We start from the raw sequence: 24,193 nt of genomic DNA on the forward strand, positions 1-24,193 counted from the left end.
GGAGGGGTACCCCTCCCAATATAATAAACTCCATACCAACACATAAATGGTTGAAAACCTTGTATCTTATTTTACACATAATTCAGGACTTGACTGATACGCACTCTCTCCGGTTGATTCTTCCAGCCCTCTGGTTGATACGCACTCTCTCCGGTTGATTCTTCCAGCCCTCTGGTTGATACGCACTCTCTCCGGTCGATTCTTCCAGCCCTCCGGTTGATTTGTTCTCTCTCCGGTCGATTCTTCCAGCCCTCTGGTTGATACGCACTCCCACCGGTTGATTCTTCCACGCTCTGGTTGATTTGTTCTCTCTCCGGTTGATTCTTCCACGCTCTGGTTGATACGCACTCTCTCCGGCTGATTCTTCCAGCGCTCCGGTTGATACGCACTCTCTCCGGTTGATTCTTCCAGCCCTCTGGTTGATACGCACTCTCTCCGGTTGATTCTTCCAGCGCTCTGGTTGATACGCACTCTCTCCGGTCGATTCTTCCAGCCCTCTGGTTGATACGCACTCTCTCCGGCTGATTCTTCCGCATCTCCGGTCGATTTCCTCTCGATCCAGTCAGTCGATTCTTCCGCGCTCCGGTCGATATGCTTATCCCTATATAAGTCAATTGTTTCACATCACCCAATCAAGACGGCTGAACATTATTTTTTTACATCAATCACCTTAAAACGCTCACAAACTAGCAGCATATCTTCTGAAAATTCACGTCCGATTTTCCTTAACTCATTCCTGAAAAATTTTTCATGCACGTCCCACCAATATGAATAGGTCCTATCTCCTTCTCCTTCTGCAATAGCAAACTCCTCTGTCACCTCGTTCATAGGTGCTAATGTAACTTCAGTCGTTTTAATGATTGCTACGGGTTTGTCATCACTATTTAAGATAACGCTGTAATCCTCTGTTGTTGGTAGTGGCTCATTTTCCATTCCATAAAAAATATAACCTGAACATGTTGCTGTTTTGGTGCCGTCGATCACCAATTGAGCTAACTCGTCTGGATCAGCTCCGAATTGCCATGCACTAACAGATCGTGGTTTATCTTGTCCTTTCCAATAGGTATCCCAGTAGGCTTGCGCTTCTTGATTCATTTCTTTCATCCTCCATATATTGATATTCATCTAACAAAAGTCATTTAATCGGAATGTTCCTAATCCCGTCTGTTTTCGTTTTTACTTAAAACGCTATAAATCCTGGGATAAACGAATCATATCCACAGCTTGTATGCCATTTTCAAAGATTTTTTCCTTGTAATGTCTAATAAAAAAATTCTTATCGATCCCCGTTATCCGAAACCCGCATTTTTGATAGAGTGCCAGTTGCCCAGTACTGGAATTTCCTGTACCGATTTCAATGGTTTTAAACCCTAGCGACTTTGCTTGCTTCTTGGCATGATTCACTAACCGCTTTCCGGTTCCTTTGCCTTGTTCGTCCTTACTAACCGCTACGTTTACGATTTCGATTGTTTCAGGTCTTGTTGGGAGTAAAACGTACACACCTATGATACGGTTATGTAAACGAGCAACAAAGCATTGCCCTCTTTGGAGGTACGCTTCTATCATTTTCTGCATGGGGTCTGCTGCTAAAAGTAATTCCATTGGTGGCTGTTCATCTGCGTCTAATTTTCTGATTTCCAATCGTATCTTCCTCCCGTTTCAGTACTAATTTCTCCTAAATTCATTGTCTACGCCTTTTTTGTTTATCCTATTTCTACCTAACCCGGAGTCGAGCTCTTCCAGTAGCAATTGTTTACTCCGCCGTTTCAATCCACCTTGCTTATCTTTTCCGGCGCATCTCTCCTGATAAGCTTCTCCTTGCACTCCTATCAGACGCTATCATTGCCATCTGCTTGCAAATTTTGAGATATACGCCCTTCTAACTCCTCCAGCAGCCGTTCTTTATCCCGGCGTTTAATTTGTCCCCATGTAATATTATACAAAGGTAAATGCATCACTGTATTTATATGATAGAGTTTTCTCATTTTGTCAGACATAAGATCACGGTATTTTTCCTCATCATATAGAATAACCCCTATGAATTTATTATTATTCTTTTTATAAATGCTGAACGCTTCAATATCCACCCATTTAATATAAATCGGATTGTTAGACGAGGCATTAATAATCAAATCTTCCTCCGTTAAAGTGAGATAAGGTCCGGGATTTCCTAGTCTCTTTAGCCCCATAACAATACAGAATGCAAAAAACAAGGCCAACACTGCACCTAAAACGCCCATTCCAAGATCTCCTTCGTTAAAAGCAAAAACACCAACTAAAACGCCAAATAAAATAAACACTACACCTAATATCAATAGGAAAATTAATCTTATCTTCGATTCATAAAAATGCATTTCCTGTGATTTCTCCATAATATCCTCCATTCTTGTTATGCAGGATGATGGTTTCAACCCTTTACCCTGTTCAAAGGGAACTCCCACCCAAAATAGGAAGTATTTCTTTTATTCTACCACAGCACAGATTGTCCTCTAAACAGGATTCAAAGTCTAGGTCGTTTGCTGTGTTAATTACCTAAAAACAGATAGACCAATCGCTGCAACAATCACACTTACGATTACGGACGAAGTTACATAAATGATAGCTGCCTTTAGTTGATTGGACTGGATGAGATCGATCGTTTCATATCCAAATGTGGAGAAGGTTGTATAAGCACCGCAAAAACCAACTCCCCAAAAAAACCAGACCCAATCATCGACTTGGTTTGTCAGATAAAGACGAGCCAAGCCTCCAAGCAAAAATGAACCTGTCACGTTCACCATCCATGTACCGATTGGAATTTGATCTTGATACTTATTCAACATCGTACCTAATAAAAATCTGGTAGCTGCACCTAAAGATCCGCCCAATCCTACGAACCATATCATAAGCTATCGCCTTCTTTACGATTTGCTAATGCTACTTTTCGGCCAAAATAAGCCAGTAGCAACCCTACTATTATGGTTATTAAAACATAGAGGATTCCAAGCAAAATAAAATCGCTTTGGAATAAATGAATCGTCTCCATTGAAAACGTTGAAAAGGTTGTAAATGAGCCGATAAATCCGGTTCCAATCATGACGGTGAGTTCTGGTCTTATGATCCTTCTTCTGCCCACAAATGTTAAAAACCAACCCATGGCAAAGCATCCGAGGAGGTTCACTAATAAAGTACCTAAAGGAAATACGGTGTCTGTTTGTATCCATTCCCCTAAAACATACCTGCTGATAGCACCAAAAAATCCACCAATCATCACAAATAACAAATTTATTTTCATCACCTTCCTCTGCTCTTATTATAAATAAAACTCCCGCCAAAGACATAGGTATCCCTTTATCTTTGACAGGAGTCATTAGCCATGATTGGCAGTTATATGGTAAACCCCATCACCTATTTGATTGTACAGACTAACGTTCACCCAAACGAATCGGGCATAAGTGCAGCGATCACTTCCCCTTTTACACAACAAACATCATCTGCAAACACTTCCGTTTGGATTCGCCACTTTTTTGGATGGATTTCTTCGGGTTCCCCAATTGCTTTTAACGTGGCACCGTCAGGAGTTGGTTTCATAAAATCAACATGTAAGGAAGCTGTTACAAAGCGTGGAGGTTCAACTCCATCCTCTGGTTCATGTCCATTTTTCCGGTGCAGGGCAAGGGAAGCTGAGCCTGTACCATGACAATCGATCAGGGATGCAAGCAGTCCTCCATAGATAAAGCCAGGGATGGCCATATGCGCCTTTCGCGGATTGTACAAGGTAACCGTTTGATTCCCATCCCACCCGGTTCGCAAATGCAACCCTGAATCATTCAAGCGCCCACATCCGTAGCACCAAGCATAATCATCACCATACACATCTTGAATCGCATGTTTAATCTCGTCCATCTCTATCCACCTTTCTCGTAAGCTTTTTATCTATTATACTATATTAGTAAGCGCTCTAAAATCATTCTTTTTGCGTAAAATTCCTCACATCACTTTTGTCCAATTCCCGTCCTTGCCCGAATCCTTTTTCCTGCGGGAGGAAATCCATGACAGTACAATGGCCAGGATCAGCACAAAACCTAAATATCCTGTAATTGGGTACACAGAGCCAACCAGTTCGACGAATCCGATAAAACTTACACCAAAAGCAAGCAGACCAATCACCAGAACGCTATCTTTAAATCTCGGTGTCTCCGGCTGGATAAACCGTGCAGTAAAGGCATATAGCATACCAACTGCAGTATTAAAAATCATTCCGAGCAATGCAAGGGCCATGAAGAATCCAACCATTGGTGACAGCTCATTAGCAAAAAATAGGGTTGGCATGTCCACCCCTTGGATTTTATCTGCATGCATAAACATTCCCAAATTGATTAATAAAAGTAGAAGTCCAAGCCCTAATCCACCAAGAAAACCGCCGCGTCTTGCCACTTTTTCACTTTTTACCGTTCCACCAATCACTGCCAGCATCGAGAAACCTGCGACAATATTATAAGAAACATACAACATACCGCCTACAAGCCAGTTTGGTGCACCAGATGATTGACTCGAAGCGATTGCGTCCAGTTCTTCCATGTTTGCATTACTTGTAAAAATCGAATATCCGGTAATTATTAATATCATAATAAGCAGCAAAGGCGTCATCATACTAATAATAGAAATGACTTTTTTCACATTTAAACTTAGGGTTACAATAACAAGGACGGTAAGTATAAAACTCCCGATGATTGGAGAAATACCAAATTGCTGTTTGAAAATAGAACCGCTTCCGGCGATCATGACAACAGATACACCAAAAAGGAAAAAAGTAACTAAAATATCAACACCTGTCCCTACATATTTCCCGCACATTTGCCGAAGGACATCTTTATGGGAAGTTGTTTTTAAGCGAGACCCGAGCTGAATAATTTGCATCCCTAAGAAAGCAAACAAAACGGTTGCTACTGCAGTCCCAATCAAACTATACAAACCAAAACTGGTAAAAAATTGGAACACTTCCTGACCGGATGCAAAACCTGCTCCGACAATCAGTCCCATATATGCGCCTGCAATTTGAAAATACTGTTTCATTGATCTCTCCCTTTATTAATCATAATATTTTGACAATTTACCCCAAAAGAAGAACTCGCTCCTAGCGAGCCCAAAGGCAAAGAGGGGTGTCCTTCTTTTGTATGAACCGGATTTAGCCACTTGAACCCCCCACACCTGAGTGCTGACGTTTTTTGAGAAGGGTGTCTTCTGCTAGCTAAAGATACATGGCATTTCCTCTTTCCTTAAAAATGGAACACCTTCTCTTCCACGGTAAATGCATCTAACACTTGCCTATCAATGGCATAGCCGATCCCTGGTTTGCTTGGGACATGAATTTTCCCACTTTCCACTTTTACTTCAGGCGTAATGATATCTTTCTCCCAGTACCGGGATGAACCTGCCGTATCTCCTGGCAATGTAAACCCGGATAATGTCGTTAATGCAATATTATGGGCACGTCCTACCCCAGCTTCCAGCATACCTCCGCACCAAACGGCTATATCGTGTTTTAGGCAGTAATCATGAATCCGTTTTGCTTCCGTCAGTCCGCCAACACGTCCAATTTTAATATTAATGATCTTACAGCTGCCAAGTTGAATGGCCTTTCGCGTATCCTCTAGAGAATGAATACTTTCATCTAGGCAGATTGGCGTTTTCATGGCGGCTTGCAGTTTGGCGTGGTCCACAATGTCATCATGTGCCAAAGGTTGCTCAATCATCATTAGATCAAGATCATCCAACTGCTGTAAATGCGGGATATCCTTCAAAGTATATGCAGAATTCGCATCCGCCATGATTGGTGTGTCTGGAAACTGCTCTCGAACTGCACGTAATACGTCCACATCCCAGCCTGGTTTAATTTTTATTTTAATCCGCTTGTACCCTTCCTGTACGTAATGATCAACGGTATTTAATAAATCTTGTACCGTTGGCTGAATCCCGATACTAATCCCGACATCAATCTCTGTTTTCTTTCCACCAAGTGCCTCAGCTAGTGATATATTTTTCTGCTTGGCATACAAATCCCAAATCGCACCTTCCAATGCTGATTTGGCCATGTTATGCCGCTTAATTGGTGTAAAAAGCGCCGACACATCATCTGGATGCGTCAGTTTATTTTCCTTCAGGATGGGGATTAAAAAATCTTCCATCACATGTGCGTTCGTCTCAACGGTTTCCTCACTATACCAAGGGCTGATAAAAGCTACCGACTCCCCAAATCCATGATTACCTTCTTCATCTTCTGCTTCTGTAATAAAAAATGCCCTGTCCTGCATCGTCCCAAAACTTGTTGTAAATGGATTTTTTAAACGCATATTTAGTTTCCGTATTTTTATTTGTTTGATTGGAATGGTCAATGTTGAATCCTCCTCTTCTTATTTGGCAAAGACGTAATAATGAACTGACCGTTCTCCCCGGATCAGATCTTTTGCCTGAAATCCGTGTTCAAACAGCGTCAGGAAAACTTTTCTTGTTTCCATACGCCATTTTTTTGCCAACTGAAAATCAGTTTGTTTTATTGCTTGAAACGTGGCTGGAATCGCCATGAAAAAAACATCAGATTTCCGAAAATCACTTGTATGAAAAGCTTCCGTGATAGCTGGAGATCCTGCCTCGTCCTGACCGAGCAATAATTGCTCCGGATCAAAGGTAAAGGACAGGTCCTCTTTGGTTTGATGGAGATCCCATCGAATGTGAATGCGATCTGTTGGCAGTCCTTGGTTTAAATCATCATGCATGGAACCATAATAATTTGGCTTGTAGATCACACCTCTTGCCCCGAGCTTGTGTAAATTTAGATAAGCATTACGGCTTTCCAGCGGATCAAATGTCCATGTCAGCATAGGATAGCCTTTTTCCCTGGCAATTTTAGCCTGCTTTTGTTTCATCTTTACACCAATTCCGGATGTTTGATACGCAGGTAAAATACCAAGCATATGAGAGCATACATAAGGAATTTTTCCATCAAAACCAGCAAAACTATATAAAAAACCAATCATTTTTTCATCCCGAAATGCCCCAAGAAGAATGCCGCCATTATTTAAAGCGGTAAATGTTTGATGCAGTGGTGTAGGAGCCATTTGCCAAACCTCCGCCTCCACCTCTTGCATGTGTTTTAATTCTTCGAGTGTTGTCAGTGATCGAATCTCTATCTTTTCCATCATTTATTCCTTCTTTCCACTGTAAACTTGAGCTGTTTGACGAAGTGCGTTTGCGAGAATATCCACTGCTTTTGGAATAACCGCGTGATCAAATGTCATGTGCGGGTGATGCAATCCCGGCTTCAGGTCACAGCCAACGGCAAGCATGGTGGCTTTGAGATCCGGGCGTTTGATCGTATAAAAATGAAAATCATCTCCGCCAGTTGTCGTAATAACAGGCTTAAGATTATCCCCCCCAACACAAGAGGTAATCGCTTCCCGCATCATTCGAGTCGCATCTTGATCAAGCACCGCCGCAGCAACATTTGCCCCGACTTCTAAATCAATGGCCACCTGATGGTACGCTGCAAGCATGGACGCGATTTGCTCTATTTTTGTTGTCAGCATCTCGATAACCTCATTCGTTTGCGCCCGTACATCAATGGAGAAGGTAGCGTTTCCCGGAATAATATTGGTACTTTTTCCCCCGGCCTGAAAGGTAGTCATCTTAGCCGAATGAGGGATTCTCGGATTCACTTGAATATGATTCAAATGTTGAAAAAATTCCATTCCAATTTGAATCGCATTGGCGTTTAGATGTGGACGAGCCCCGTGCGCATCTTCCCCTTGGACCGTTGCTTGAATAAACTTCGCCGCGCCATGCTGAATCGCTGGAGCAAATGCACCATTTTCCAGTTCCTCAACCGGGCGCAGATGCATGCCGTACAGAAAATCCACATCATCAATGACACCTTTATCCGCAAATGTAAGCGCACCTGTTCCTTTTTCCTCAGCAGGCTGAAAAATAAAGCGAAATGTTCCCTGTTCCGGAAGACCTTTTTCTACGAGATGCATAAACACGCCAATCGCAATCGTCATATGTGCATCATGACCGCATGAATGATTCGCCTGAAATGTTCCATCTACCTCCTGCCACAATGCATCCATATCCGCTCGTAAGGCGATGACAGGTTTTCCACTTCCAACATCTACAACAAGCCCTGTTGTATCTTCAAATGTTTTTATATTGCAATCATATTTTTCCAGTAATGATTGGATATACTGCGTCGTCTGGAATTCTTTCCAACTGATCTCCGGATGCTCATGTAGATGCTGGAAAATATCCTCCAGATCAGGCGTTAATGTTTCAATTATTTTTTTCATATCTATCCATCCTCCATTATTTAAGCAAAAAAATCTTGACCTTGAATTGAATCAAACAGCGTTGCCCGTTTTTGAAATTGATCGGCATTTCGCAGTGAAATTGCAGACACAATACTGTTTGCCAGTGACATTGCAGCCGGTGCTACATCCAGCGTTGATTTTTCGTGAAATGGAATCGGAAGCGTAAGGCTGGCATGCCCTGTAATGGGCGAAACCGGCGAATCGGTGAATGCAATCACGAAAGCCCCCTGCTGCTTAGCGAGTTTTGCAAGACGTATCGTATCTATCGCATAACGGTGAAATGAAAAAGCAACCACAACACTTTGGTCCGATAACGCACTCATTCGAAGTAAAATATCATCCACATTGGGTTGATAAAGACGGGTGTTTCCCATAATTAAATCAAGCGAAAAAGCAAACCAGCTCGCTAAAGCGTGGGAGGTGCGGATGCCTGCCACTAGCACTTTATCTGCAGCAGCTATTTTCGTAACAGCTGTTTCCAGATGCGCTTCTGAAATCTGCCTCATCGTCTGTTGAATGGCTTCCAAATCATTGGCCATTAATCCTTTGATTGGCTGGTTCTGACTGCCATCGATCGCTTTATCCTCCACATATTCTGTTAAACTGCTTTTTTGGAAAAGATGCTTCTGCACCTCTTCCTGAAGCGCGCGATAACCCGGATAACCAAGTGTTTGACAGAAACGAATCACTGTCGTCTCACTGACTCCCATCGTTTTACCAGCCTCTGTAGCCGAATTTGCAGCAATGATCTCTGGCTCATGATAGATATATGATGAAATTTTCTGAAATTTTTTCGTGAAAATAGATTGGTGTTCCGCTATTTTTTGATAAATACCTTCCATTCAAATCCCCCATTACACAGTGCGGTAAAAAGATTCATACCAAATAAAGTAAATGCTTTATTTGATACTTAATAAAAAGTATTCACTTTATAATTTTCACTATTCTAGCATATTCTGCAAATTTTGACAACATTCCATTCCAATTATTTGAAAAATAGATCGGCTGAGAAGATACGGTGTACATAAGGATGCAAAGCCTGGTGGCTGATGGTGGTTTTTGTGGAAAAGGCGTAGTGGGGATGACTGAAGTGTTGCTGTTGGAACAATTTGGAACTAAGCAATAAGAGGTTTCCCATCGTACATATTACACATAGGAATGTCCGCTTTTGATACATTGAGATGTTTTTATGCGATTACTCTTTGAATTAGAAGAATGAAAGATTTAAGATGTGACAAATCGATGATTGAATGATGTGCATTAATAATAAAGGAAAATTAATAATCTTGCCATTTATCCAAGATGGAAATGATGGAAATGTCAAAATCTGATAGAAAAGAAGCATAAAAAAGATCATTGATAAAAGAAGGGCCACAACGAAGATAGCGGCCCTTCTTTTATTATATTTAGCATTCGATAAATGATAAAGAAAAATTATCTACTATCGGGCTCACTCTACTCTATCTATTTACCAACAGCAGAACCAAGGCTATACCGCTTTCCACGATGATGGTCGGGCAGATGGTCCCCATTTCCAAATAAATTATCTCTTAATGTATTTCCTTCATATTTTTCCGGGACTAATCCTCGCTCTCGTAGAATAGGAACGACTAAATCCACAAAATCAATGAAGGTCCCTGGGGAGACAACATAGGCAATGTTAAAGCCGTCAACATCAGCTTCTTCCAGCCATTCTTCCATCGTGTTTGCGATTTGCTCAGGCGTGCCGACAGCAAATGCGCCCATGCCGCCTATTCCAACGGATTGGATAATTTCTCTTACCGTCCACTCTTTTTCCGGATCAATTTTCGTGAAATTTTCGACCGCTGACTGAAGGGCATCATTCTTCACGTAACGCAGTTTTTCATCTGGATCATACTTGGAAAAATCAATACCAGTCCAGCCTCCCAGTAGCGCACATGCACCTTCATAGCTAATATATTGTTTGTAGTCTTCATATTTTGCCCAAGCTTCTTTTTCCGTCCTGCCCACTATTGGCACAAACATCGAAAGCACCTTGATTTCCTCAGGATCCCTTCCTATTTGTTCTGCATCATGTCGTAATTTTTTCACCGTGTTTTTTGCTATTTGTTTTGTTGGGGACCCGATAAATACCAATTCGCCATTTTCTGCTGCAAAAGCACGGCCTCTTGTAGAGGCACCTGCTTGGAAAAGGACGGGTGTCCGTTGCGGGGACGGTTCGCACAAGTGGGCACCTGGCACTTTGAAGTATTTTCCTTCGTGCTGAATATCGTGGACTTTTGTTGGATCCGTGTAGATGCCGTTTTCTTTATCATGCTTAACGGCATCATCCTCCCAGCTGCCTTCCCACAATTTATAGCAAACTTTCAAATACTCATCAGCGATATCGTAGCGTTCATCATGCTTCACTTGATCGTCTAGGCCGATATTCACCGCTGCACTTTTTAAATAGGATGTGACCACGTTCCAGCCAACGCGACCGTCTGTAATATGATCCAGCGTCGACATTCTGCGGGCAAATGTATATGGATGTTCATGCGTGACGGATGCTGTTACACCAAAGCCCAGATGCTCGGTAACTGTTGACATGAGCGGGACGACGAGCAATGGATCATTTACTGGGGATTGCGCACCTTGGCGGACAGCGGCATTTCTTGAACCCTGGTAAACATCATACGTTCCAAGGACATCCGCTAAAAATACAGCGTCAAAACGTCCTTTTTCTAAAATGTTCGCGAGTTCGATCCAATAAGCACTATCTTTGTAACGATGGGATTGGTCTTCTGGGTGTTTCCATAATCCTGGTGCGTAGAGTGCTATGTGTAGACAAACCATAGCAAATTTTCTTGAGCAGTGGAATTCACCTTTAGTAAAGATTTACAAATGAGTTTTAGATAAAGTGATTCATTAGAATTTCCAAATACCTCTTATCATTTGAGTTTTCAACTCTTTCTTTTAGTGCCTCAATCACATGATGTTTCATATGTTTATTTCCAGCGATTTCACTAAGTAATTTATCATTATAATTTTTTAGCCACGATGGTATAAACTTTTTGTAATCAAAATTCTCTGGGTCTACAAAAAAGTCATACTGATCATCCATTCCAATAAACTCTTCCATTTTTGAATTATTTATTTCCTCAAGAAAATACCAGATACCAAAGGTACTCATATAGTCGTTAGAAGAAAAAGTTTGTATTCCCTTTTCCTTCTCAACAATATAATCTACCTTTCGTTTCTCCAGATATTCAATAATTAATTCTTCATGCTCCGGAGTGAAATCATCAATTAATCCTATTCTAATTCCATTCATTAAATCCTTTATATTTTCAACTTTTTTAAAACTAAATAGATGACTTTTTGCATTAGTGGAAAGTAGGGGTAATAATTCAAACAAAAAGTCAATTTGTTTTTGCTTATCTTGTGTTAAACATAAAGCGATTTCTGATAGTCTTTTTGAAATGAAACTCTTCTCAAAGTGCTTAATTAAAGCACCATAGTCCCTGGAATATAAACCATTTGATGATTCCTCTGAAAAATTTTGATCATTATGTTTTTCTGCCTGTAACACTAAAAAATCATCAATAATAGAAATTATTGACTTGGGTAATCCATTACATATAGTTAATCTCTCTAACCATACATAGCGTTTTCCTATATCCAAATCTCTCTCAAGAAAATAAAACAACAATGCTTTCACTATTTTCCTAAGTCCCTCTTCAGATAGTTTTACATATTTAGCAAAATAGAGTGCTGCTTTTGCTTCCGTAATAAACTGAGTATAAAAAACGACGTTCATTCCATTAGCAGAAAATTGCTTAGTAATTTCTTCTGCTATACCAACTAAGTATTCCTCTATTTTTTCCTGTTCACCAAACCTAATTTTATCAATTGAGCAACTTCTCTCAAGATGCTTTATGTCATCAATTTTAAAGTTTCTTGATATATTAACAAAATCGTAATAATCAATAAAAAAACCTGTTTTTCTTCCCCCAAAAGAGAATCCAAATTCATCAATATCCCTCGTTCGCTCATATTCAGCCTTTTCAATTAGTAGGCTCATTGAGTTTCGCATATATTGATGAAATTCATGAAAAGAAACAGACCATAAGCAATTTTCATATAAAAAACGTAAATTATCATAAAGCCGAAGAAGAACAACAACATCAGATGACATTCCAAAAGAATAAGACCCTTTACTCATTTCAGAACGCACTTTATTCGTCAACTCAAAAAGTTTTACAGTATCATCATATAAAAACTGATTATCACTTAAAAACTCAAGTATCTTATATTTCTTTTGAAACTCAAATGGCATACCACTAAATAAATCATCAATACTAAAATTTGTCATTTCCCTTTCGACCCTAGCTAGAAATTCATCAGTAAATGGTTTATAATGCCTCCCAAATGTTAATAAACCAAGACCATTGAACTGTGTTACAGCTTGTGTTATTGATTGATAAATCCTATATCTATTTATTTGTGATAGATAATGTACACACCAATTTGATTCATCTATAGAATTTAAGATGATATTTGAATAAAGGTTATAGGATTCTTCCCACCTACCTAAACACGCAAGAAAAAATGCTTTTTTATAATCATCCTCAATATTTACCGATTGCTCTTCAATAAATTTCTTCATTTCATCATATTTACCGTGATACGCCAAACTATTAATCTCTATTGAAGTATTCAGAGTACCTGCATCTTTCGCCATACAGATAACTCCATTCTTCTCAAAGAAATTAGAAAGAGCATTAAACCTTTCACATTGTTTTTTGGAAAGTTTACTTCTCTCATCGCAGTTCTCTCTTAATTCAAAAAAACGCTCCATGTAACCAAAGCCCTTATTCTTATGCCGAACAACAGTACCATTGACTTCAAAGTGATAATCGTATTCAAAGACATGTTTGAGATCAATTTTACGAATATACTGAAGGGCAAATAATGGGCTTATTTTTCCGTATATATAATCAATTACTTCGTCGTCTTTAGTGATAAATTTATTTTCTTTTGATTCAATAAGAAGATCCATTACTGCTGAATAACGTTCTAAATAATCATATTCATTACTATCTATCAAACTAGCTGCATCAATTATTCGTAATCCTTTATTCTCGTAATAGATTGAAGTCTCATTTTCAATGGGCGAAGGATCTGTTCTAATAAAAAATGGTTTATGAAAACTGTCCTTTTGTAACTTTCTTACCCAATTTAACAACATATTAATATTATAATCTCCTAAACCATAACCTATGAAAACAATGGTATGCGTTGCAATTATTGTCTTCATGAGGTTACTGATAAGAGGATAATTCTGATCATAATTCAGATAGTCATCTTCCTTTAAAACTACATTTTCCCCTTTATAACCCCGTCTAAAATCCCCATGAACCTTTAGTAAATATCTTGATGAAGTGGCATTAGCAACGTCTTCTTCAGCACTGATTACACTAAAATATTTCCCTCTCTTCCAACAAGCAGTATCAATCAAATTATCATAATTAGTTGTAATTACATGTGCAGGGTTCATAGCTAATATCTTGTCATGTGTTGGGTTCGTAGGCTTATCTACCTGAAAAAAACCTTTTAGTATACCATCAAATTCCATTTCACCTTTGACATTATAAAATATTTGAGGAATTCGAAGATATTCATCAGAAGAATAATTTCCTTTCTTTGGACCCCCATAGAGCTCTTCATGATACTTATCTACCAACCTCCACCATTGAGGATAATCTGAAAGTGTTGAAACTCCCGCACCAACAAAAAAGACGAGTTTTCCATTCCTTGAGGATTCTGTGATTTCTTTTATACATTCAACTACATTATTGTCCAACATGAGAAACACCTCTTTTTATTTTTCTGAATACCTTTTTACTTTCCAAATCCACCTTCACCATCAACAATTCCAGTTATCGTGCTACCTTTTGTAGTTGAGATGTTTAAATTAGTTACCTCTGCAAAGCCATCCTCTATTACTGCCAATAAGTCAATAACAATCTTTTGATTTAGATAGTTAGTAATAGGTAATACAAATTCTCTCTCAGTTTCTTTCATTGCATTCCTCCTCATATGGAATAAAAGAATCTCTTTCTTTCTATAATACTATATCTTCATTAAAAGAAAGGGGTTGTGCCTATGGATAAAGACACATTCTTTACAACGAAACCATCTATCCGAATCAAAGAGGTAAACCAACTATTACAAAAGTATGACTTGAAGCAAGTAGCCGAAATCGTCGGTATACCGTACAGCACTTTCACGAAAGAAATGAGGGTTGGTGATTATTTTTATCACCAGTCGGACAAACAATATTACCCATTCGTGCGATCAGAGGAAGAGCGAAAAAAGGTCAATGAAAAGGGAGAATTATCAGAGATTACCTTTATCCAAAAGAACCTAAACACCCTAAAAAATATCGTTCAGCTATACGAGAAAAACAAGTTGTTGTTACTTGATGAACGAATTTATGGTAATGATGCAGGGTTCGTCAATAAAAGCATCAAAATGAACACTGATATTTATGAGGAATTCAGCAAATTTTGTGATGATCAATACCCTCATCTAAAAATGCAAGATTTGATAGCTCAGGCCTTAATCAACTTCATGAATTCTTACAAGCATTAAAGACGAAAGAACCGAAAATGGTTCTTTCGTCTTTTTGTATATAAAACTCATTGAAGTTTATCACCTCAATCGCAACTAAAAGCCTCCCTTTTGTCAATTCATTATCATTCCCCTTTACTTCATTTCCAAAAGGAAAGAACAAACAAACTAAAGGCTTCGTTCATTTATTTGCTGAACAACTTTATTCTTAAAATCTCCAAATGATTCACTCTTTGACCGTTGTTCTCCATATTCTCTTACATTTATTGTTTCTTCTTTTACTTCATTGTCCCCTACAACTGCCATGTACGGGATTTTTTGCATCTGTGCTTCCCTTATTTTATATCCAAGTTTTTCATTACGATCATCAATTTTCACTCTTACACCTAACTTTTCCAGTTCCTTTTGAATACTTAGACAGTAATCCCAGTGAACTTTTGAGACGGGTATTATTTGTGCCTGTACTGGTGCTAACCATAACGGAAAGGCTCCAGCAAAATGTTCGATGAGAATCCCAAAGAAACGATCAATAGAACCAAAAATAGCACGATGAATGACAACAGGACGAACCTTTTCATTTTTTTCATTTACATAAGTAAGGTCAAATTTTTCAGGCATTTGAAAATCAAGCTGAATTGTTCCACATTGGTGGCTTCGTTTTAAAGCATCTTTGATGTGAAAATCAATCTTTGGACCATAAAATGCTCCGTCCCCTTCGTTTAATTGATAGTCAACATTAAGAGTATCAAGTACATTTCTTAATGCTGTTTCAGAGATTTCCCAAAGAGCATCATCACCCAATGAATCTTCCGGACGAGTCGAAAGTTCAACCGAATAATCAAAACCGAATGTACGATAAACCTGATCAATTAAATTAAACACCTGCTTAATTTCACTTTCAATTTGATTCTCTCGGACGAATATGTGAGCATCATCTTGACAAAATGTACGAACCCTAAGCAACCCATTTAATGCACCGCTATATTCATGACGATGAACTTGACCAAACTCTGCCAATCTTATGGGAAGATCTCTATAAGAGTATAGGTTATTTTTAAATATAAGCATGTGCCCCGGACAATTCATCGGTTTCAAAGCAAATTTTGTGTTATCCACTTCTGAAAAATACATATTTTCATGGTAATGGTCCCAATGGCCTGACTTCTCCCATAGTTCTTGATTCATCATGAAAGGTGTACGAACTTCATCATAATATGCACTGCTTTGTACTTCTCTGGAGAACCTTTCCAATTCGTTCCTTACTATTTGTCCTTTTGGCAAATAAAAGGGCATTCCTGGAGCTTCCTCCGAGAACATAAATAATTCTAATTGTTTTCCCAACTTTCGATGATCTCGCTTTTCTGCTTCTTCCAAGAAGCTCAAATGTTGTTCCAAATCTTTTTTATTTTTAAAAGCAACTCCATAGACTCGTTGTAGAACATCATTATCACTATCTCCCCGCCAATAAGCACCCGAGACTCGTGTCAATTTGAATGCTTTTATGAAACCTGTAGAAGGTAAATGTGGGCCACGGCAAAGGTCAATGAATTCTCCTTGTTTATATAAAGTAATTTTTTCACCTTTAGGAAGGCCTTTTAATATTTCTATCTTATATGGTTCATCGTTTTCTTCAAATAATCTTTCGGCTTCATCATAAGATACTTCTAATCGTTGAATCTCGAAATTTCCATTTATGACTTTTTCCATCTCTTTTTCGATAGCATGTAGGTCATCTGAATTCAGACTTTGCTCCAATTTCATATCATAGTAAAATCCATCTTCAATAACAGGCCCTATACCTAGTTTCACGTTTCCATATAATCTTTTGACCGCTTGTGCTAATACATGTGCTGACGTATGACGTAGTACATGTATTCCATCTTCCGAATCCTGCGTTAGAATAGACAGACTTGCGTTCCGGTTTAACTCATAGCTCAAATCTACAATTTGATTATCTACCTTTCCCGCTTCTGCATTTTTCCTTAAACTTAGGCTAATAACTTCTGCCACCTTCGCTACAGTAGTACCTACAGGAAATTCCTTTACCTGCCCATCTGGAAATTGAATTCTTACGATATTTTCCTCCATAGTCAAAACACTCCTTTATCATTTTGTTTAATAAAAAAACACACTCATCCCTAGAAGAGGGACGAATGTGTTATCCGTGGTTCCACCCAAATTCCCATAAGGCAAAAAGTTGCTATATGGCTCTGGTGCTGTAACGTAGCATAAACGGCATTGAATACTTGATTCCTCAATGCAGCTCAAAGGTGGTAAGTTACTCTCCTGCGTTAGGAAGATCTCAGCACAACTTCCCTCTCTGTACACCGTTAAAAGTAACTCATGTCCTTTTCATAGCAATTATTGTTATTATTTTGAAATAAAATAAAAAAACACACCCATCCCTAATAGAGGGACGAATGTGTTATCCGTGGTTCCACCCAAATTCCCATAAAGCAAGAAAATAGCTTTAAGGCTCTGGTGCTGTAACGTAGCATTGACGGTATTAGATACTTTGGTTCCCCAATACAGCTCAAAGGTGGTAAGACAACTTTCCTGCGTTGGGAAGATTTCAACATGACTTCCCTCTCTGTAAACCGTTAAAAGTTGCTCATATCCTTGTCGTAGCTATTTTAATAGTCAAATGAATTTTGATTTCCTCATATATTACATTATCCCCGTTCATTTTGCAACACCTTTTTAGTTAGGAGCCTCACTCTTTAAATTCAAACAGATTACGAATTCAAAACTTTTGCAACCAATTATTCAGAGGATAAATGGATTTTTCAGTTGATTTGGGAAGTCTTTGCGGTTTTTTGGTATGAGGATTGGATTGACCCCAATATTTTCAAGGTCACGAAGGTATTGTCGATAAGTGGGTTTTGACATACCCTTTTTTAGAGGCGTATCAATATTTCCCTTGGAAATGGAAATGAGGAATGCTCGGAGTTTTTTCTTTTTCAATTTTGAAAAGGAACTATTTTCTATGATCTTTTCCGCCTCGGAAATTTTGTAATAATTACCTTTGTGGACAATTGGTAAAACATGTTTTGTCAAATATTGTTCAGATAAAGCATTCGAAAAGTAAGCACTTAGTTTCTTCGGTCTGCCCGTCCCTTTATCATCTCTTGTCATTCCATTCAAATGTTCATTCTTCAATCTCAACTCATATCTGACTCGATTGCGGTCATAAGGCTCTATTTTTTCCCCTTTTGCTTTCCGTTCATCCTCTTTACTATAGATGAAAAGTTCAACACTCTTGCATTTATGGTATTGTGATGTCTCATATTTGATCGGATTTCCATTTTCGTCCTTTCCCCATTTGACCATTTCTTTAAAGCCATACTTTTTGGTGTACTTTTCAAACAAGTGAAACAACAACTTTCTATCTTTAGGATTTGGTACCACTGCATCAAATCTATAGTCGATTCGTGTAAGTCGGTGAGAATTAAAGTATGAGGCATGGCCAAAGTGTTTAATCAAAAAAATGCGGATATTCGCTTCTACTGCAGCATAGTCGTTGTCTGTAATGTCACTCTTTCTAAGTATTTTGATAGCATCGACTTTCAAATGAAGATACCAAATTCCTTTCCCTTGGGAGCTTAACCACCTGATTCCATAAGCGTTAAATCTATCTTTTACTTTTTGATTCAACGCTATTACAGCAGCACCAAAGTGTTCATATCTGTCTACTTTAACTCCATACATGTAAAACAAGTGCCGTGCATCCTCATAACTTATTGGCAATTACATTTCAAACGAATGTAACATCATTCATCAACTCCTGTATTTTTATTTTGGGACTATGAAAAGTTCACACTATCAATGGGTTTCCAACATAAAATTTTCCCAAGCCGAACCAATTTAAAAGACCCTCATCACATCGCTAGAACGCAATGTGGAATTTAGTTTTTATATTCTTCATGGATTTGCCAAAGAAAGGACAATGACTAGAAGCGGTATAGATCGCTCTTTGAGGTAGGTTTTAGGGGAACTATCTGAACTATCTTACGTTGATAGTTTCATTGTAGGATTTGCTGAAGGTTGTAATAAAGGAATTGTGGTTCAATATTGTTCTAGTAGCTTTACAGTGTATTTATAACGGTAATTCAAAAAAATTCACCCTAGAACCTAATAACTTTGATTTTTAATTAGGAGCTTGGGTATGATTAACTTACAATCCAAAGTAAAACACCCTCGAATTTATTTTCTTAGGTATTTACCCATCTCTCCCATACAATTGGATTGCATCAAAAATAAAAATAAAAACAGCAGGAGGAAAACAGAATGACCCTCGAAAAAATCTTCAATAATACAACCTCAATCACCCTCGAAGACATTTTCCAATCCATATTGAACGAAAAAGTTGACGCACTTATCAAGGAATTCTATGATAATAATAAGGTGAATTCCGCTGACTCTTCTAAAGAGGAGGAAGTGGCATGAAATGTGCAATATACATTCGTGTTTCAACAAATAAAGAAGAACAAAAGCAATCTCTTGAAAACCAAAAAAAATTATTTATGAATCTACTGACCGAAAAGGGATGGGATTTGTACGATATCTATTTAGATGTCCAATCCGGAACTAAAATGACAAAACGCCCTGAATTGAAACGAATGATTGAGGAAGCAAAGATGGGGAAGTTTGACATTATTCTAGCAAAAGAATTGTCACGATTAGCAAGAAATGGACAACTCTCCTATGAAATTAAAAATCTTGCTGAAAATTGTGGCATTCACATCCTTACATTGGATGGAGCCATTGACACACTATCTGGAAACACGCAGATGTTTGGGTTGTACGCATGGATGTATGAACAAGAATCGCAAAGAACAAGTGACCGTGTGAAGGCCGCTTTGAGAATTAGGGCAAAAGGCAAATTTAAAGGTTCTGTGCCACCATACGGGTACTACGTACAAGATGGAGTTTTAAAAATCAAAAATGATTTTACACCCGATGTGGTGCGTCGAATATTCAACTCCTATCTTTCAGGAAATGGATTTGATAGGATAGCTAGGGAGCTTTTGGAGGAAGGTATTAGTACCCCATCAGAAATTGCAGGAAAAAGAAACTCAAGCTCTATATGGCATGGATCTACAGTTCGAAACATTCTGGAGAATCCACACTATATCGGTAATCTGGTTCAACAAAGAGAGACCTCAATTAGTGTTACAACTGAAAAACGAAAAAGTAATGATCCATCAAATTATATCATCAGCGAAAACACACATGATGCAATTATCTCTAAAGATGATTTTCAGGTAGTCCAGCAATTAATCACAGAAAGAAAACGTAAACGGCCATATGCTAAAAAACATCTTTTCACAAATATCTCCCTTTGTGCTGATTGCGGTAAGAGTATGCACTTTAAAGCAAATCGCAAAGGATATATTTGCGGAACATATAATAAACATGGCCATACACAATGTTCAAGCCATCTTGTACGGGAAAATGTTTTGATTAAGGCAATTTCAGAAGATATAAAACAAATGTTTTCGGAGCTTTCCACAAAATCCATTCAAAAAAATATTGAGAAAAAGATAACAACTTGCGTTCAGCGTGATCAGAAGCGACTTGCTAAAATTCTCAAGGAGATTGAGAACATCAAGAAAGACAAAACTGCTGCACTTCGCATGAAAATACGGGGTGAAATACATGACGATGAATATAGATTGCTTATTGAAGATAATGGAAATCAGATTGCAAAACTAAATGAGGAAAAGGTTAAATTAGAAATGGGATTACTTCAGCAAAAGCAAAAGATTGATTTTACCAAACTAATCCAACAAATTGAACAATTTGTTCAAAACCCTATCCTTGATGAAGAAATGCTCCACAAACTAATAGAAAAAATTGAAATAAAAGAAGATGGGAGTCCGAGAATCCATTACCGATTCTCGGACCCTTATATATCTTCTATTTTTTTACGAGCAACACACAGCATTCCACATGATTGGTGACCGGAACAATTCATTTCAAACGCATTTAACAAAATTCTTTTTTTCACCACGATGGCATACCTCCTCATCAATCTTTTTATAGATAGGAAGCATTCAGAGCGGCTTCCTGCTTTTTTAATATACTGATTAAATACTGCACCTGCTTCTTGGCTCGATTTAAAACATCTTCATCCACAATCGGATTTTCCAGTTTGCGATCGATTTGACGGTCAAGCAAATAAACCCCTTTTAATGTCTGTCCTTTCAATGTAGCGAGCACCGGTTTCAATGTATATTCCAGTGCCAGCATGTGGGATGGACTACCGCCTGTCATGATAGGAAGCGCCGGTTTATGCTGCAGGATATCTTGCGGAAGCAGATCCAGTAATGCTTTTAAAACGCCAGAGTATGCTGCTTTGTAAACGGGAGAACCAACGATAACCCCACTTGCTTTTTCTAACGTTCTACTTACTTCTGCAACAGCGGGACTGTCATACCTTCCTAGAAATAGATCTTCCTTTGGAATATCTCGAATGGAAATATGTTTGATACGATACCCTTCCGCTTCCACCAATGTTCCTATATATTGCAGTACATGGTGTGATCGTGAATGTTCAGATGGACTTCCGGATAATAGAATGACTTCGCTCATACGATCATCCCTCCTGTTCTGTGATTAAATTTTTAATTCGATATTACACATTGATTTAGTTGGAATTAAGTTTACAACATCTTAAACGATTTTCATCGATACGGTTTTTTGCCAATAACAAACCCCCTTTTCCCGGAAGAAAAGAGGGTTACGATTTACAGTCCGTGTCCGCTCTTATCTTCCAAGCATAATACTTGGTGGAATTAGCACCTTTCTGATCGGAATCAGAGGTTGCTGAAGTGTCATCGGGCCATATCCCTCAACTTCTCTTGATAAGAATTATTGAATTGTGATTTATCATATCACCGTCGTCTGATTAAGTCAACAGCTTTTGCATATGCATATTCCTAGAAAATACTCAACAAAATTTCGAGCGGAGTCTGTCTCCAAAAATGCTAACACTTCTTTTTCGTCCTGCGAAAGCTTTCTTTGGATTCGATCACTCTTTCATATCTTTAATCATGCTGTGCACTTTTTGAATTTCTGCGTCATCCACCTGCATATAGTAGACTCCGCCAATGTTCGTTCCGGTTCCTTCCATCTGATAGTTCTCCGTCTTCTTTCTTGTATTTTTATAATCGGAAAACAGCTTTTTCATATCATCAAAGTCCATATTTGTAGCCATATTATTTCCAAGGATATCAATCATGCCGTCAAACTTCGTCACAGATCCGATGCTGGCACCTTTATCAATAATTCCCTGAATGACCTTGCGCTGACGCGTTGTTCTTCCAAAGTCGCCATTTGGATCTTGCTTACGCATGCGGACAAAATGCATCGCTTTATCCCCGTCCAACTCTGTCGTTCCTTTGGTAAAATGATACTTTTTATCTTGCCATTCGATATCATTTTCTACTGTAATACCGCCAAGTTGATCGACGAGCTCTTCCATTCCTTCCATATTCATGCTTACATAATAATCCATGTCAACATCAAGGAAATTTTCTACCGTATTAACGGCCATATCAGCGCCGCCAAATGCATAGGCATGGTTAATTTTATCCTGTGTTCCTCTACCAGCTATTTCTACTCTTGTGTCCCTGGGAATGCTGACAATCTGCATACTGTCCGTCTTAGGATTTAGCGTTAGGACCATTAAGGCATCGGAACGGCCTTTATCAGCTCCTCTGGCATCAACACCCATTAACAGGATATTTAGAGATTTGCTTGCCTTAATTTTCTTTTTCGTTTCATTTAAATCAATCGAATCTACCGGATCATGCATTTTATTATTTACGGTATTCTTCGCGTTATTATAGAGAGAAAAAGCATAGCCACCTATCCCTAACACAAGTAAAAGTAGGATTGCCAGTGGAATTAACCAGATTTTTTTCGACTTTCTTCTTTTTGACCTTCCCATATTATTCAATTCCCCTTCTGTACATAAAAAAATTTGCCTTTCTTCAGCAAAATGTTTATTTTTTATAATCACTTGTCTTGCTCGTGAATCTGCTATTCTCTTATTATACACAATCTAGCTAATATTAGAAACGAAATTATGAGCATTTTAGCATATTTTCTACAAATATCCTTCGACAAAATTCGGGAAGTGACAGGCACCTTTTTGTCACAGGCACCTTTTTGTCTATTTTATGGCTACTTTATGACTATATTCGCACACCGGGCGATAGCGTTGCCAAAATTCACACAGGTTAATTATGAATTGTTAAAATATTGGTGTAAGGAAAATTCAATTTAGGGAGGAAAAAGAAATGAAAAGATCGAACATGTTGAAAATTTCCCTACTATTCGTTGTACTTACACTTATATTTGTTGCATGTTCTAAAGACAAAAATGAAAACGCCCAAACTGAAACCCAGGGCAACCAACAAGAAACAGGAAAGGAGGAACTCGCCTATGATCCACCATCACTTGAGGATTTGGATGAAGATGATCCAATGACCGAGATGATCCAGTACGGCGAAAAAGTTTTTAATGAAACAAACACCGTGCTGGCAGAGGAGGTTGGAAATGAGCTGTCCTGTCAAAGCTGTCATGCTGATGGCGGGAAGGACAAAGTATCCTCGATGGTAGGGGTTACGACACAATTCCCGCAGTACCGTCCGCGGGAAGATGCTGTCTTTACCATTCAGGACAGGATTAATGGATGTATGCTTCGCAGTATGAACGGGGAAAAAATAGACCATGAAAGTAAAGAAATGCGTGCTATTGTTGCTTATTTGAGTTACATCTCTGAGGGAATAGAGACTGGAGAAGATATTCCTTGGCGCATGCAAAATACAATGGAAGAAATTCCGGAGCCAAATGTAGCAAATGGAGAAGCATTATATGAAGAAAAGAACTGTATGACATGCCATGCTACAGATGGTTCAGGGATAGATCCAAATACTGGTCCTGCCCTTTGGGGAGAAAATTCTTTCAATGATGGTGCTGGCATGGGGCGTATGTCAAAAATGGCAGGATTTATCCAAAATAATATGCCTCCTGGCGGTGAAGATCCTTTAACAGATCAAGAAGCTGCTGACCTTGCTGCATTTATTTTATCGAAGGAAAGACCCGAATGGGAAGGACATGATGATGATTGGCCGAAAGGGGATAAACCAACGGATATCATTACAAAAGAACGCAAAGATAAAATCAAAGAAGGCACATTCGATTGGACCGAAATTGAAGCGATTGTACCTTCAGAAGAGTAGTTT

At 38.6% G+C, this 24,193-nt stretch carries 23 protein-coding genes, 2 riboswitches and 2 other annotated features; of the genes, 4 read left to right on the forward strand and 19 right to left on the reverse strand.

The annotated features are described in order from the left end of the window. Window positions 1–71: 71 nt before the first annotated feature. The 15 genes from J2Z81_RS08585 to J2Z81_RS08655 all read right to left on the reverse strand — a co-directional run bounded on the left by J2Z81_RS08585 (window position 72) and on the right by J2Z81_RS08655 (window position 14,390). Window positions 72–614: a hypothetical protein gene (locus tag J2Z81_RS08585; protein WP_226371158.1), complete on the reverse strand. Its 543-nt coding sequence runs from the start codon at window positions 612–614 to the stop codon at window positions 72–74. A 34-nt stretch (window positions 615–648) separates the two neighbouring features. After that, window positions 649–1,095, reverse strand: a complete 447-nt coding sequence (locus J2Z81_RS08590) for an ASCH domain-containing protein (protein WP_029265871.1) — start codon at window positions 1,093–1,095, stop codon at window positions 649–651. Window positions 1,096–1,188: 93 nt separating this feature from the next. Beyond that, on the reverse strand, window positions 1,189–1,641 hold the full coding sequence (locus tag J2Z81_RS08595; RefSeq protein ID WP_226371159.1) for a GNAT family N-acetyltransferase: 453 nt from the start codon (window positions 1,639–1,641) through the stop codon (window positions 1,189–1,191). A 188-nt stretch (window positions 1,642–1,829) separates the two neighbouring features. Beyond that, a complete protein-coding gene (locus J2Z81_RS08600; protein ID WP_226371160.1) occupies window positions 1,830–2,372 on the reverse strand; it encodes a phage holin family protein in 543 nt (180 codons plus the stop codon). 156 nt (window positions 2,373–2,528) lie between these two features. Beyond that, on the reverse strand, window positions 2,529–2,885 hold the full coding sequence (gene crcB, locus J2Z81_RS08605; protein WP_226371161.1) for a fluoride efflux transporter CrcB: 357 nt from the start codon (window positions 2,883–2,885) through the stop codon (window positions 2,529–2,531). Continuing rightward, entirely contained in the window at window positions 2,882–3,274 is a 393-nt protein-coding gene (gene crcB / locus J2Z81_RS08610) for a fluoride efflux transporter CrcB (protein ID WP_226981297.1), read from the reverse strand. Before crcB (J2Z81_RS08610) ends, crcB (J2Z81_RS08605) begins: the two co-directional genes overlap by 4 nt. Before the next feature lie 59 nt (window positions 3,275–3,333). Then, window positions 3,334–3,397, reverse strand: a riboswitch (Fluoride riboswitch). Between the two features lie 14 nt (window positions 3,398–3,411). Beyond that, window positions 3,412–3,885 (reverse strand): PaaI family thioesterase, encoded by a 474-nt coding sequence (locus J2Z81_RS08615; RefSeq protein WP_226371162.1) that lies wholly within the window; start codon window positions 3,883–3,885, stop codon window positions 3,412–3,414. A gap of 84 nt (window positions 3,886–3,969) precedes the next feature. Further along, a complete protein-coding gene (locus J2Z81_RS08620) occupies window positions 3,970–5,055 on the reverse strand; it encodes a YkvI family membrane protein (RefSeq protein ID WP_029265880.1) in 1,086 nt (361 codons plus the stop codon). 203 nt (window positions 5,056–5,258) lie between these two features. Continuing rightward, complete coding sequence (menC, locus tag J2Z81_RS08625) at window positions 5,259–6,368, reverse strand: o-succinylbenzoate synthase (RefSeq protein ID WP_038220804.1); 1,110 nt, start codon at window positions 6,366–6,368, stop codon at window positions 5,259–5,261. A 24-nt stretch (window positions 6,369–6,392) separates the two neighbouring features. Then, window positions 6,393–7,178: a GNAT family N-acetyltransferase gene (locus J2Z81_RS08630; RefSeq protein WP_226371163.1), complete on the reverse strand. Its 786-nt coding sequence runs from the start codon at window positions 7,176–7,178 to the stop codon at window positions 6,393–6,395. Window positions 7,179–7,181: 3 nt separating this feature from the next. Further along, window positions 7,182–8,321, reverse strand: a complete 1,140-nt coding sequence (locus tag J2Z81_RS08635) for a M20 peptidase aminoacylase family protein (protein WP_029265885.1) — start codon at window positions 8,319–8,321, stop codon at window positions 7,182–7,184. A gap of 20 nt (window positions 8,322–8,341) precedes the next feature. Next, window positions 8,342–9,184 (reverse strand): MurR/RpiR family transcriptional regulator, encoded by an 843-nt coding sequence (locus J2Z81_RS08640; RefSeq protein WP_029265886.1) that lies wholly within the window; start codon window positions 9,182–9,184, stop codon window positions 8,342–8,344. Window positions 9,185–9,806: 622 nt separating this feature from the next. Continuing rightward, complete coding sequence (locus tag J2Z81_RS08645) at window positions 9,807–11,159, reverse strand: LLM class flavin-dependent oxidoreductase (protein ID WP_029265887.1); 1,353 nt, start codon at window positions 11,157–11,159, stop codon at window positions 9,807–9,809. Between the two features lie 55 nt (window positions 11,160–11,214). Then, a complete protein-coding gene (locus J2Z81_RS08650) occupies window positions 11,215–14,172 on the reverse strand; it encodes an SIR2 family protein (RefSeq protein ID WP_029265889.1) in 2,958 nt (985 codons plus the stop codon). Between the two features lie 35 nt (window positions 14,173–14,207). Then, a complete protein-coding gene (locus J2Z81_RS08655; RefSeq protein WP_029265891.1) occupies window positions 14,208–14,390 on the reverse strand; it encodes a hypothetical protein in 183 nt (60 codons plus the stop codon). Window positions 14,391–14,471: 81 nt separating this feature from the next. Between J2Z81_RS08655 and J2Z81_RS08660 the strand changes: the two genes are divergently transcribed. Continuing rightward, entirely contained in the window at window positions 14,472–14,960 is a 489-nt protein-coding gene (locus J2Z81_RS08660) for a hypothetical protein (RefSeq protein ID WP_029265893.1), read from the forward strand. A gap of 147 nt (window positions 14,961–15,107) precedes the next feature. Here J2Z81_RS08660 and thrS read toward each other — a convergent pair whose 3' ends face one another. Beyond that, window positions 15,108–17,027 (reverse strand): threonine--tRNA ligase, encoded by a 1,920-nt coding sequence (gene thrS, locus J2Z81_RS08665; RefSeq protein ID WP_029265895.1) that lies wholly within the window; start codon window positions 17,025–17,027, stop codon window positions 15,108–15,110. A 54-nt stretch (window positions 17,028–17,081) separates the two neighbouring features. Next, window positions 17,082–17,304 (reverse strand) — a binding site (T-box leader). A gap of 44 nt (window positions 17,305–17,348) precedes the next feature. Continuing rightward, window positions 17,349–17,574, reverse strand: a binding site (T-box leader). A 131-nt stretch (window positions 17,575–17,705) separates the two neighbouring features. Further along, window positions 17,706–18,647 (reverse strand): phage/plasmid replication domain-containing protein, encoded by a 942-nt coding sequence (locus J2Z81_RS08670; protein WP_318842348.1) that lies wholly within the window; start codon window positions 18,645–18,647, stop codon window positions 17,706–17,708. Window positions 18,648–19,226: 579 nt separating this feature from the next. Here J2Z81_RS08670 and J2Z81_RS08675 point away from each other — a divergent pair. Both J2Z81_RS08675 and J2Z81_RS08680 read left to right on the forward strand, forming a co-directional pair. Further along, window positions 19,227–19,385, forward strand: a complete 159-nt coding sequence (locus J2Z81_RS08675; RefSeq protein ID WP_198020893.1) for a hypothetical protein — start codon at window positions 19,227–19,229, stop codon at window positions 19,383–19,385. Then, the gene (locus J2Z81_RS08680; RefSeq protein WP_029265899.1) at window positions 19,382–20,902 is read left to right on the forward strand and encodes a recombinase family protein; all 1,521 of its coding nucleotides are present in this window, start codon (window positions 19,382–19,384) and stop codon (window positions 20,900–20,902) included. Before J2Z81_RS08675 ends, J2Z81_RS08680 begins: the two co-directional genes overlap by 4 nt. 76 nt (window positions 20,903–20,978) lie before the next feature. Here the strand turns inward: J2Z81_RS08680 and ssuE are convergent, their stop codons facing one another. Continuing rightward, window positions 20,979–21,533 (reverse strand): NADPH-dependent FMN reductase, encoded by a 555-nt coding sequence (ssuE, locus tag J2Z81_RS08685; RefSeq protein ID WP_226371164.1) that lies wholly within the window; start codon window positions 21,531–21,533, stop codon window positions 20,979–20,981. Between the two features lie 171 nt (window positions 21,534–21,704). Then, a riboswitch (SAM riboswitch) is annotated at window positions 21,705–21,812 on the reverse strand. Window positions 21,813–21,972: 160 nt separating this feature from the next. Continuing rightward, window positions 21,973–22,965: an LCP family glycopolymer transferase gene (locus tag J2Z81_RS08690; protein ID WP_319023834.1), complete on the reverse strand. Its 993-nt coding sequence runs from the start codon at window positions 22,963–22,965 to the stop codon at window positions 21,973–21,975. 280 nt (window positions 22,966–23,245) lie between these two features. Here J2Z81_RS08690 and J2Z81_RS08695 point away from each other — a divergent pair, with 280 nt between their 5' ends. Next, window positions 23,246–24,190: a c-type cytochrome gene (locus J2Z81_RS08695; RefSeq protein ID WP_038220798.1), complete on the forward strand. Its 945-nt coding sequence runs from the start codon at window positions 23,246–23,248 to the stop codon at window positions 24,188–24,190. Window positions 24,191–24,193: the final 3 nt, after the last annotated feature.

Origin of the sequence: Virgibacillus alimentarius (assembly GCF_017874635.1) — a bacterium.
Lineage (GTDB): Bacteria > Bacillota > Bacilli > Bacillales > Amphibacillaceae > Virgibacillus_B > Virgibacillus_B alimentarius.